This window comes from Lactiplantibacillus dongliensis (genome assembly GCF_005405105.1).
Taxonomy (GTDB): Bacteria; Bacillota; Bacilli; order Lactobacillales; family Lactobacillaceae; genus Lactiplantibacillus; species Lactiplantibacillus dongliensis.
Genome location: NZ_BJDK01000031.1, coordinates 1 through 12,255, shown reverse-complemented (window position 1 = coordinate 12,255; position 12,255 = coordinate 1). Strand labels below are relative to the sequence as shown.

The following is a 12,255-nucleotide window of genomic DNA, read 5'->3' as shown; positions in this document are numbered from 1 at the left end:
CCGTGGATTACTTGGATCAAAATGGACAACCACTCTTACCAGCATCCACGATTGATGGGCAAGTTAATGATAGCTATGCCTTAGAACCAACTCAGATTCCGTTTTACACGTATACGGGTTTGGGCACGGGTAGCTTACCAATTAGTGGGAAGTTAGGCGCTAAAGCCGGCGATATCTTATTGACCTATCAAGCAGATACGGCCAAAGCTGAAGTTGAATTTGTTGATGGCACCACTAAACGGGTCTTGGAGACTTATCCACTATCCGGGTTAGTAGGGACTGCTTCAACCTACACGCCAGATGCAACAATCAACTTCTATGAAGAAGAAGGGTATCAGGTTGCGAGTGATGACTTCCCTGATGCCGGGGCGTACTTCTTAGATCCAAACTACACGCCAACTTATGCCATTACCTTAACCCATAAGACGACGACGTTAACACCAGACAGCCCAGTTGCAGCTCCAGCTTTATCTGATCTGGACTTAACGAAGACGGTCACGGAAACGATTGACTATGTCGATGATGATGGCCAAGAGATTGCCCCAGCTTCATTAGAAACGGTCACCTTTACGCGCAACGCGACGATTGATAATGTGACCGATGCAGTGACGTACAGTGCTTGGAAGCCAGAAACTGCCCCAACCTTTACGGCCGCTGAAGCCCCAACTATTGATGGCTATACGCCAGAAACTGCGGCAACGTCAGCTAGTGCAGTCACGCCAGCCACGACAGATTTGACTGAGCGGATCGTCTACGATGCCGATAGTACACCCGTAACAACGACCCCAACAACTGCCCCAACGGATACGGCGACAGTTACCGGGACAACGACTAAAGCCCCAACGGCGACAGCCAAAACGACACCAGCTGCTAAGCTACCGACTGCGAAAGCAGCTAAGCCAGCGCCAAAGACGGTTAAGGCTATCAAGTTGGCAACAACTAAGACGGCTAAGACCGGCACCAAGTCGGCGGCAACTGGTAAGACCTTACATTTGATTCGGCCAACGACTGCGAAGACATTGGCTAAACCAATGGCAACGGCAACGGTGCCAGTTTACAATGCGCAAGGTCAGATTGTTGGCTCGACTCGGTCACCATTAGCTAAGCCAACTGCTGGTAAGCACTTTGCTGGTAAGACTGGTACCTATCGTCATTTAGCGGCCGGGTTACCACAGACTAGTGAAGCCAGTGTTGCACCAACCGGCTTCCTTGGCTTATTGATGTTAGCTTTATCAGGTTTGTTCGGGTTCTTAGGCTTTGGTAAGAAACGGCATGAACACTAAGCATGATTCCCTTAGCGCGGCTGACCAGCGATGGTTGGCCGTGCTTTTGTTATTAGGTTAAGTTCGGTGATTGAACAAACTTAATCGTGTGATCGATGTGCCTAGCTTGGTAGTTGGGAAAGCTGATAGTCATAGAATTAAAGTTGTGATGTTGAATTTGGCGATGAACTGCCCATTGGTGAGTATGCGCGAATCATTGTTATTAATGGATTTGTAAGGGGGGTAGTTACTTTGCTAAGTTGACGAACTGGATAGTTGGTTAAACAAGCGTGGTTCAATGATGAGCGGTAGCTTTAAGATTGTGGCTAGCTAGGCGGCGTGCTAAACCATAGTTGAAACCTGAGTGAGAAAGGCTAGTGTGTGATTGCAGTGGTGATGGCACACTAGAACGGTGAAAGTATGAAAGCAAGTCAACAGCCGGTGGAATCGCTGCTGGGGCAAGTGACGGTTAATTATTATTTGGCGGGCACGCAGCAGAAGTTGGCTCCGAGTGTGGTCCATCAAGGCGACTACGCCACGGCGTATGACCTTCAGCCGCAGCTGATCCCTGGTTATCAATGGAATGAACAGTCGCCAACGAATGGTTGGGGACAATATGGGCCAACCGATGTTCAGGTCAGCTTCTATTATGTGCCCACGTTGATCTTGCCCCGCCGGTCGACGCTGACGATTGCGGCACCCACGACTGATGAAGGTCAGCTGCCGCATTAAATCTATGCCTCCCCCCTATAAAAATTGTTGTGCGCTAAACTCAGTCGGTTGCGGTAGCCGTACCGCATAAAAGTGGCCGGTGAACGCCTAGTCGTTCGCTGGCCACCTTTATTTTTTAGTTTTACTCCTGTAACCACACCTAATTCTTTGACCCCATATTGCGTTGCCAACCCGAAATTGGTCGGGTGGCGTAAAGGCTAACCCCCATTAGCTTTTATAACATTTATTATAATCGGTATGGCTAAATAGTCAATATATATTCGAATATATTTTTAATAATAATTTGAATGAATCGTCTACATTTGTTATCCATGATTCCAGAAAAATCACTCAAATAAGCCTTGAGACTCAAAAAGCCCCCACTGACCGAAGCGGTCGGCAGGGACTTTTTGAGTTGGTAAAGTTTAGTTACGAATCAGTTGGGTAAAGACGAATTCGTTGGGAATAAAATGGGATTCGGTATATTCAAATTGTCGGCCAGCATCGTTAAACGCAATACTGATCATGTTGCCAACACAGTTGTTGTCACCAAGTTCTAAATACTTTAGGTCGGTTTTGCGGACCGAATCGACACGTAGCATCCGCTTAACGACAGCAATCTTAACGTGCAGGTCATCTTGAATGTAGTGATAGATCGACTGGCGCGCGATGTCAGCTGTAATGCCAGGCACTAGCTGGGCATTGAAGTAGTTAATATCGATGACATTACGATGGCCGTTGAATAGGCGGACCCGTTGGATGGCATAGACGGGAATGCCAATCTCAAACGCAGTGCGTTCACTGAGGTCAGCGTCAACAATGACTTGTTTAAAGCTGACGACATCGGTCCGGTAGTCTAATTGACGATCAGCGTTCATGGCTTTGATGCCGGATAATTGACCTAAACTTAAGTTAAATTGTTGGGTCTGGGGGGTGTGTTCTAATAAGACCACACCGCGGCCTTTGACACTATAGACGAGGCCTTCATCCGCTAATTGTTTAATTGCTTTACGAACGGCGTAGCGACTCGTATCGAATTCTTTAATTAAATCGTCTTCAATTGGTAAACGCATCTTGATACTGTAGGCACCCTTTAAAATGCGGTCCTTTAAGGTTTTGTAGATGCGATCAAAGGTATTTTTAGTCATATTGTCACCTTCATGTTTAAGTTTGTTAAGCCCATTATAACAAATGTTGGTCAATTTAAAATAAATATTCGAATAAATTGTAAAATATATGCGGATAAAATTGACAGGTATCGTTGGCGAAATTTATAATGTAAGCGTAAACAAAAAATGGGGATTTAAGTTAATTGGGGGATACTAACATGGAAATTGAAAAACAAGAACTAACGGCGAATGCTCATCCGTTTAAAGTAACGGCCTATTGGCTAGATCAGATTTCAGATTTTGAAACGGCGGTTGATTATCCGCTGATTATTATTTGCCCTGGCGGCGGCTTTACGTATCATTCCGGCCGTGAAGAGTCACCAATTGCCTTACGGTTTGTGGCGGAAGGCATGCATGCGATTGTGTTGAACTATCAGTTGATTACGCCCACCGAAACAGTTTATCCATGGGCGTTACAACAAGTTGCCGCGACGATTGCGTGGGCGCAAAAACATGCGGTCAGCCATCATATTGATACGCAGCGGATTATTCTGGCCGGCTTTTCAGCTGGCGGGCATGTTACTGCCACATTTAATAGCATTGCAACCAATCCGGAATTAGCTGCTAAGTATGGCTTGGACGGTTATGCCTCGTCGTTTGCGGCCACCATCCTGGGCTATCCAGTGATTGATCTCACGGCCGGCTTTCCAACCACTGACACGTACCGCAATCAAGTGACACCAGATCAGACGTTGTGGGCGGCACAAAAAACGGCGACGGCAGCCGCTAAACCAACGTTTGTCTGGCAGACGGTGACGGATGAGTTGGTACCTGCCTACAATTCGATGGCGTATGTTAAAGCGTTGATGAACTTACAGGTGTCGACTGAATATCATTTATTTGGCGCCGGGATTCATGGCTTAGCGCTGGCGAATCACGTGACTGAAAAGCCGCACAAGCCTAAGTATGTGAATGCACAAGCGGCTCAATGGACGACGTTAGTCTTACATTGGTTGCAGGAACAGAACTTATTAGCAAAATAGTTCAGTGATGAAGGTCGTGGCAGTGCCACGGCTTTTTTAGGTTAGTGCTATATTAGAAAGGATTTGATGGATGCAAGGTCAGCGCCCATATCACGTCTTGGCGTTAGTTGGTTATCAAAAGGGGCGATTCTTAGTTGCTGACCCCTATATGGAGAAAGGCTGGCCAGATAAGGTTTATTGGACGAGTACCAAGAACTTTATGCGGGTCTATCACTCACGCCATGCACGGGCAGTCGAGATTAGATAAGTAAATTAGTGTTTTAAATATTTCAGTGAGTAAGCAGTCATTTATTTGGCTGCTTTTTGTTTGCCAGTAAAAATCTGCGGTATAATTTAGATTATGACTACAGTTATTTGGAACTTTAAAGGGCTTGTTGCTAGTTGACTTTTGCCACCTGCCGGTTGGGTTCTAAAACGCTGGAACGCCATGGGCCATTTTGAAGCTAAAGTTCGGTCTTCAAAACTGGCCTTGGCCTAAGTCCGAGCACCCCACTCGCACTAAGGCCAACGACACGGCTGAGCATTTTAGAACCCAACTTCTCGGCTAAATAACTGATTCAATCACTAATTCATAATGATTCGGTTAGTTAACGACGGGCGGGTCAGAATTGGCTCAGTGGTGTCGTTTGACTTAGTCGGTGGTTTTCCGAGTTAGTCAAAGCCCGGCTTATGAGACCGTCCTGTGGCTCATAAACGCGGCCACCACGTTCCAGCCGATTCTGACCCAACCAGAGTGGCAAGTACAACGAACACTGAAAATTAACTCATTATTGAAAACGTAAAGGAGTGTTTTAAGATGGCGACCAATCAACATTTAGTCATCATTTCATTAGATGCCTTGGGGTTTCGCGACTTGCGGGAACACCAAGCTGAATTACCAGTTTTAAATCAATTGATGACTGGCGGTGCCTGGGTAAAAGCCGTAACCGGAATATATCCGACGCTGACGTATCCTTCCCATACTACGATTATTACCGGTCAATATCCGAAGGTCCACGGCATCGTGAATAATACCAAGTTACAGCCCAAACGGCGTTCACCAGATTGGTATTGGTATCAAAAGGATGTCAAGGTGCCGACGTTATATGATTTAGCCCGTCAAAAGAAGATGACGACCGCGGCCTTTTTGTGGCCAGTCACCGCTGGCAGTAAGATTACATATAATTTGGCCGAAATCTTTCCGAATCGTATTTGGACTAATCAAGTCTTAGTATCAATCAAGGCCAGTTCACCACTATTCTTACTGAAAATGAATCATAAATACGGCCATTTACGCAATGGGATTAAGCAGCCACAACTGGATGAATTCATCACCGCTTGTGCCGTCGATACGTTAGCAAATCAAAAACCAAACTTAACGATGATTCACTTAGTTGATATGGACAGTATGCGGCATCGTTATGGGGTGCGTTCTAAAGAAGCGATGGCAGCTTTACATCGGTTAGATAAGCATGTCGGTCAACTCATTCAAGCGACTAAGGCGGCTGGCACGTTTGCGGACACTAACTTTGTGATTTTAGGCGACCATTATCAGATTAACGTGACGCACATGATTCATTTGAACACACTATTTGCGCAAAAGGGTTGGTTGACGCCACGACCGGATCAGACCTTCGAAGATGATTGGACGGTCATGGCGAAGACGGCGGATGGCGCGACCTATATCTACACGCAAGGATTTGATCAGCTGGATGAGCTAAAAGCCCTGATCGAACAAGTCGAAGGCGTCGAGACGGTGATTACGGGGGAAGCCGCAGCTAAGCGCGGTGCTGATCCAGCCTGCGCGTTGATGGTGGAAGCTAAGGCCGGTTACTACTTCACGGATGAAAGTCGGCGGCCGTTAGTTGTTGAACCGGTACATCCCGCGACATTAGGACAGCCAGACCGTTATCACGGTGTCCATGGCTATGACCCAACCAAACCAGATTATCAGACGACCTTGCTCTTTAATGGTCCCGCGATTAAAGCGGGTGCGCGGATTGAAACGGCTAATTTAGTGGATGAAGCGCCAACATTCGCCCGGTTATTAGGACTTAAATTCAAGGAGCCGTTACCTGGCCGGTGTCTTGATGGTGTCTTTAAGGAGGACAATAACTGTTAGCTAAAATATAGTAAAACATGGTGTTTTATAGAAAAATACTCATATTATCTAAAGAAAGTAAACATGGAGTTGGATAGTATGGATATGATCACCACAATGGTCAGCTACCTTTGTATTAATCTTGTAAAGTAGGTATTGATTGTGTAAATTCAGGATTGGCTTCGAGTTATTATGCTATATTGATTAAGTAACGTAATAAATGATTGTTTACGCTAACTTTTGTCGATGTTGAGGTGCTTATTAGCATGCTTAGAACCCAGAAGGTCAGATTATCTCCTAATAGTCATATGCAGATGGCACTCAATGATTTATGTAATTATCGACGTTATTGTTGGAATAATGCACTGGCAACCTGGAATATACTGTATGAAGCCTATTGCTTAAATGCTGACGATAATTCGAAACCTAATCAACGATTGGTGCGCAATGAATTGGTGGTGAACAAAGCTGATTGGCAATATAGTTTGTCAGCTCGAACCTTACAATTAGCTGTTGCTGATTTAGGAACCGCCTGGCAGAATTTCTTTGATCAAGCACAGTCTGATTGGGGACGACCAAAGTTCAAGTCCAAGCGGGCACCACGGCAGAGTTTCAAAACTGACCGTGCTAAGTTAGTCGCAGGTAAGTTACGGTTGGATAAGCCACGTGATGTTACGGGTTGGTATGATATTCGTTTTAATAAGCAATGTGATTTAAGTGGAGATTTAAAGTCCGTTAGTATTTATCGTGAAAATGGTATCTATTGGGCCTGCCTGAATCTTGAAGTGACAATTAAGCCGAAAGTTAAGACCAATCAAGTGACAGCTGTAGATGTGAATGTCGGCCACTTAAACTATACGTTAGGTGTGTTAAAAACACTGCCGCTCAAGTTGATGCACTTGTACAGCCGGATTAAATTCTATCAACGTCAATTAGCACGTAAACGTCAGGTTGATGGGAAGCAGGCAACTAAAATGAAAGCCTATCTTGCAATGAAAAACAAGTTGCAACGAGACTATCGTAAAGTTACTGATTGCCAACATGATCTGATGCATAAATTCACGACCATGCTGGTTACTCAATTTGATACGATTGTGATTGAGGACTTAGCCGTGAAAGAAATGCAGATGACGCATGTCGCATCAAAAGGCTTACATCGCTCAATGTTTGGGTATTTCTAACTAGAAATACTAGAATACCAACGTTATAACGGTAGTAAGCGAAATAAAAGAAAGGAAATATGCAACCTTTCTAAATGTGGAAATCAGTCATGTTTTTCTACATTTCTTCATGTTTTGCATAGCAGGAACTTGAATAAATGAAGGTTAACAAGCAGCAGTGGAGTTGGATTTTTTATGATTGGGCCAACTCTGGCTACGGCATTATTGTCACCACAGCGGTCTTGCCGGTTTATTTTAAGGCCATCGCCCAAAGTAACGGGGTTTCGCCAGCCAATGCGACGGCGTATTGGGGCTATGCAAACAGCTTTGGTACCTTGATTGTTTCGATTCTGGCACCAGTATTAGGCGCTTTAGCGGATTATCCGCAAGCCAAGAAACGACTGTTAAATCTCTTTTCAATTGTCGGTATGGTGATGACGCTGGGCTTAAGCATCGTCCCAACCACCGCCTGGAAATGGCTGCTGGCAGTCTATATTCTATCGATTATCGGCTATTCAGGTGGTAATCTCTTCTATGATAGTTTTCTAACTGATGTGGCTCCGGACCGGCAAATGGATCGGGTTTCGTCATATGGCTATGGCTTTGGTTATCTCGGCGGGGTCTTAGCATTTATCTTATTCTTAGTCTTACAGTTGACCAGTGGGTTTGGTCAGTTGTCCAGCTACGGGGTTGCCCGCTGGAGTTTTGGGTTAGCCGCGGCGTGGTGGATCATCTTTTACGTGCCGTTGTTACGTAATGTCCATCAAGTCTACGCGCTCAAGCCTAATGCACATCCAGTTGCGGCTAGTTTTAAACGGGTCTGGTTAACCCTGAAGCATATTCGTAACTATCGCGCTGCGGCGTGGTTCCTAGTTGCTTATTTCTTCTATATTGATGGCGTTGATACGATCTTTACAATGGCGACTTCGATTGGGATGGATATGGGGATTACGACCACGACCTTGATGATTGTTTTATTGGTGGTTCAGTTAGTGGCGTTTCCGTTTTCACTCTTATACGGTTGGCTGGCGAATAAAACGTCAACTAGAACCGGGATTTTGATGGGGATTATTATTTATTTAGGTATTTGTCTGTACGCGTTACGTTTGACTTCAGCGACTGATTTTTGGATTTTAGCGGTCTTAGTTGGGACGAGTCAAGGCGGAATTCAAGCCTTGAGCCGGTCATATTTCGGGCGCTTGATTCCGAAGCAATCTGGTAGTGAATTCTTTGGCTTTTACAATATTTTAGGCAAGTTTTCAGCGGTTATGGGGCCCGTCCTGGTCGGAGTCGTCACGCAAATGACGGGAAAATCCACGATTGGCGCAGCGTCACTGAGTCTGTTATTTGTGATTGGATTAGCGATTTTCTTAGCGCTCCCACATTTGACGAGTCAACACGTTTAAAATGCAACGATTGCTAAGCATTTGGTAGTTGCCAAGTGCTTAGCAATCGTTTTTTACTAGTAATAAACTGGCCGTTTAAACCTAAGTTGCGTTAAACGGCGTTAGCCAATCAGCGTATGCTACACTAGGGTCATTAAAGGAAGTGGAGGAGGTGTCGTTGATGCGTAAAAGACAATGGGGATTGTTGACCGGCTTATTGGTGGCGTTGACGTTTTTAGGTTGGCGACCACTGATTGGATATGCCGACTATACGATTAATCACTATGATATGCAGGTTGAGGTGCAAAAAGACGGTAGTGCGCAAGTGACCCAGGCGATGACCTATGACTTTGACGATGATTATCACGGGGTCTTTAATGTTCAGGATTTACGGGGAATCCAAGGGGCGACGTTTGAACAGGTGACGACGAAGTTAAATAACGGACCGACGATTGCAGCTAAGGCAACTCAAAGCGGCCAATCAAATACGTACCAACTGACACAAACCCCAAAGCAGTTGCGGGTTAAGCTCTATCGAACGGTGCAAGACGACGATCAGTTACGCGTCACGTATCGATATCGGCTGCTAGGGGTGGTCACGAATTATGCCGATACGGCCGAACTTAATTGGAAGATTATTGGTACCGGTTGGGATGAGCCGCTTAAAGATGTCCGATTGACCATTCAGTTGCCAGCCACCCAAGTCACTACTTTGCAAGCTTGGACGCATGGCCCTTTAGCTGGGAAAACTAAAGTTGATAAAAAGGCTGGGCGAGTCATCATGACGTTGCCACGCAATCCCGCTAACAGTTTTGTTGAAAGTCATCTACTGTTTCCAACTAGTGTGACAGCGACCAATCGGCGGACGAGTCCCAAAAAACGTAAAGCCGCGGTCCAAAGGCAGGAAGCCGCGTTAGCTAAAGCGGCTAATCAAAAGCGTCAGCGCCAAGCTTGGGTGTTTAAAGCAATTTATAGTGCAGCGGTGGTACTTTTCGGATTAACGTTACTTGGCATCTGGTGGTGGTTGCGCCGGCATCCGGCAAATCAGCATCAGCGGCCAATTCCAATCAACCATGCGTTTGACGTCCCAGCCGTGAAGCCGGCCGTCGCCCAAGCCTTGTGGCGAACCGCCTCGCCGGATACGCAAGCTTTGTCAGCTGAGATCCTGCAGGCAGCAGCGGATCATGAATTGGAGCTAACAGTGACACCAGCTAAACGCCAGCCAGATGTGACTTTAGTGCAATTGAAGCCACTCAGTAATTCATTCTTGGCGCATTGTTTTAAAAAAGTGACCGCGACAGATACTTTGACTATCAAAGCCCTTAAAGCGTTCGGTGAACGGGACGAAAAAGGGCGATTGAATAGTTGGTTCTCGGCTTGGCAGCAAGCAATCGATGAGCAAGTAGCCGTGTACCAAGACGCCACCAACTTTTCGATTCGTAATCACTGGGTAGGCTTTAGTGTTGTCATCTTTATTTTGAGTATCTTGGTAACGTTGAGTGGTCTGCTCATTAGTCCTAAGACTGCGATGGTGACCGGGCTAGTGACGGTGGCCGTTACGCTTGGCTTTGCAAGCTTAGCCGTAATTAACTATCGTCACTTGACGATTAATACCGATGAGGGGTTAGTGTTAATTAATCAAATCAATGGATTTCAACGCATGCTGAAGGATATTGGACACTTTAATACCGCTGAAATTGGCGACCTCATCTTGTGGGAACAAATCCTACCGTATGCCGCAGCGTTTGGTTTGGCGCAACAAGTGACGGCGAAGTTAAAAGTCGACTTTGGTACTGCCGCATTAGCAACGGGACTGGGGATTTATTATCCAATCTTCTTCGTTGGCGACAACGTAAACGTCGATTTATCCGATGTCATTGGCAGTGGGGTTTCCAGTGCTTTAGATGCTGCCAGCAATGTCAGTTCAGTTTCCGGTGGCTCGGGTGGCTTTTCTGGTGGGAGTTCGGGTGGTTTTGGTGGCGGATCTGGTGGGGGTGCCTTTTAGAAAAGAGTGTGAGGTCCGACGGGTTGCTCCTGAGCATTGCCTAGCCAATCAATGATGTCGGTGGTTTTCCGGCATGGTTGATTGGCGTAGCAAGCGGAGCCTTCAGTCCGAGCGAACACGTTTCGGCAAGAAAAGTAGCCCAGCAAAAACAGTCCAGCATTGATCGGCTAACTTTCCGGCATGGTTGATTGGCGTAGCAAGCGGAGGGGGCAGTCGGGCCGAACACGTTTCGGCAAGAAAAGTAGCCCAGCAACACAATTCAGCAGTTCACCTAACAAACAGAGCAGCTTTCAGCCTAATAACTGAAAGCTGCTTTTTGTATGCCTACTATCTAAAAAGCCGACGCTTAGTGCTAGTCAAAGCTGTCGCCTACCGGTTGCGTGCTAAAACGCTGGAACACTGTGTCCCAACCAGAGTGGCAACCTGAACTACCACCAAGCACAAAAAGGCTATCCTTTTATATCCCCATCCCCTTGCAGTTTTCCACAATTATCGGTAAGCTAGAAAAGGTTAAAAGAAACCGCTTACATAAATTCAACAAGAATGGGTGATAACCATGCCAGTCAAATTAATTGCAACGGATCTTGATGGCACGTTACTGGATAGTCACGGTAATTTAGATCAAGCACGCTTTAAAAAAGTTTATACTGCCTTACGCCAAGCGGGGGTGCAACTGGTGATTGCTAGTGGTCGCCAAGCAATCGAGATGGCAGAACAATTCCAAGCGTATCCTGATTTATGGTTAGTCGGTAGTAACGGTGCCGAGACGATGCAGCCACGGACTTCACTAATTGCCAGTACATTTGCGCCGGAAAAGGTTCGCCAGATCTTAACGGTTCTGGCTGCGTATCCAGAAGTAAGAATCGCGATGTGCGGGTTTGAAAATGTCTTTGTTAGCCAAGCAACGAATCCCCGCTTGCTTGCGCGGTTGCAAAATTATTACTATGATGTGGCGAAAGTCCATCATTTGGCGGCGGTCAATGCGGCGATTGTGAAGTTTAACATCTTTTGCCCACCGGCTTTAACCGCTCAACTTCAGTATGAATTGACACCTAAACTGGCGGGCTTGGCCCAACCCATTGTTGGTGAAATCGGGAGCTTGGATTTAATTCAACCTGGTTTGGATAAAGGCAAGGCGGTGCGGGCACTCAGTCGGCGGTTAGGGATTACGGCGGATCAAACGATTGCGTTTGGTGCCGGCGAGAATGACTTGACGTTATTACAACACGCCCATACTGGGATTGCCGTCCCGGCTGCTCCGGCTTGGATTCAGGCCCAGGCCGATGCGATTATGGATACCACGCAGGCGACTAGTGTCTTAGCTTATATCGAACGACGAATCTTGCCACATTTGAAAAAATCATTAGGGTCTGTTTGAAAACATCTTTTTTAGGTATAATCTTGGTAAAAACGAATTGAGGTTTTACCATGACAGTGCCTAAACGTTATGAACTTGAAGATGACCAGTGGGAACGCATTGCTTCACTATTTCCACCATAT

General features: G+C 46.1%; 10 protein-coding genes. 9 read left to right on the top strand and 1 reads right to left on the bottom strand.

Annotated elements, in window-relative coordinates; genetic code table 11:
* Positions 1-2: 2 nt before the first annotated feature.
* Positions 3-1,283: a mucin-binding protein gene (locus FFM80_RS14650; protein WP_263390494.1), complete on the top strand. Its 1,281-nt coding sequence runs from the start codon at positions 3-5 to the stop codon at positions 1,281-1,283.
* A gap of 399 nt (positions 1,284-1,682) precedes the next feature.
* Positions 1,683-1,994, top strand: coding sequence for a MucBP domain-containing protein (locus FFM80_RS11080; protein ID WP_137640853.1), 312 nt, complete (start codon positions 1,683-1,685; stop codon positions 1,992-1,994).
* A 404-nt stretch (positions 1,995-2,398) separates the two neighbouring features.
* Here FFM80_RS11080 and FFM80_RS11075 read toward each other — a convergent pair whose 3' ends face one another.
* Complete coding sequence (locus FFM80_RS11075; protein ID WP_137640852.1) at positions 2,399-3,121, bottom strand: GntR family transcriptional regulator; 723 nt, start codon at positions 3,119-3,121, stop codon at positions 2,399-2,401.
* Positions 3,122-3,300: 179 nt separating this feature from the next.
* Between FFM80_RS11075 and FFM80_RS11070 the strand changes: the two genes are divergently transcribed.
* From FFM80_RS11070 to FFM80_RS11045, 7 genes are all read left to right on the top strand, one after another.
* Positions 3,301-4,125 (top strand): alpha/beta hydrolase, encoded by an 825-nt coding sequence (locus tag FFM80_RS11070; RefSeq protein ID WP_137640851.1) that lies wholly within the window; start codon positions 3,301-3,303, stop codon positions 4,123-4,125.
* Positions 4,126-4,195: 70 nt separating this feature from the next.
* On the top strand, positions 4,196-4,372 hold the full coding sequence (locus tag FFM80_RS14520) for a hypothetical protein (RefSeq protein ID WP_171001091.1): 177 nt from the start codon (positions 4,196-4,198) through the stop codon (positions 4,370-4,372).
* 549 nt (positions 4,373-4,921) lie between these two features.
* Entirely contained in the window at positions 4,922-6,226 is a 1,305-nt protein-coding gene (locus FFM80_RS11065) for an alkaline phosphatase family protein (protein WP_137640850.1), read from the top strand.
* A 245-nt stretch (positions 6,227-6,471) separates the two neighbouring features.
* A complete protein-coding gene (locus tag FFM80_RS11060) occupies positions 6,472-7,386 on the top strand; it encodes an RNA-guided endonuclease InsQ/TnpB family protein (protein WP_137640849.1) in 915 nt (304 codons plus the stop codon).
* A 137-nt stretch (positions 7,387-7,523) separates the two neighbouring features.
* On the top strand, positions 7,524-8,771 hold the full coding sequence (locus tag FFM80_RS11055) for an MFS transporter (RefSeq protein WP_137640848.1): 1,248 nt from the start codon (positions 7,524-7,526) through the stop codon (positions 8,769-8,771).
* A gap of 160 nt (positions 8,772-8,931) precedes the next feature.
* Positions 8,932-10,755, top strand: coding sequence for a DUF2207 domain-containing protein (locus FFM80_RS11050; protein WP_137640847.1), 1,824 nt, complete (start codon positions 8,932-8,934; stop codon positions 10,753-10,755).
* Positions 10,756-11,311: 556 nt separating this feature from the next.
* Complete coding sequence (locus FFM80_RS11045) at positions 11,312-12,133, top strand: HAD-IIB family hydrolase (protein WP_137640846.1); 822 nt, start codon at positions 11,312-11,314, stop codon at positions 12,131-12,133.
* Positions 12,134-12,255: the final 122 nt, after the last annotated feature.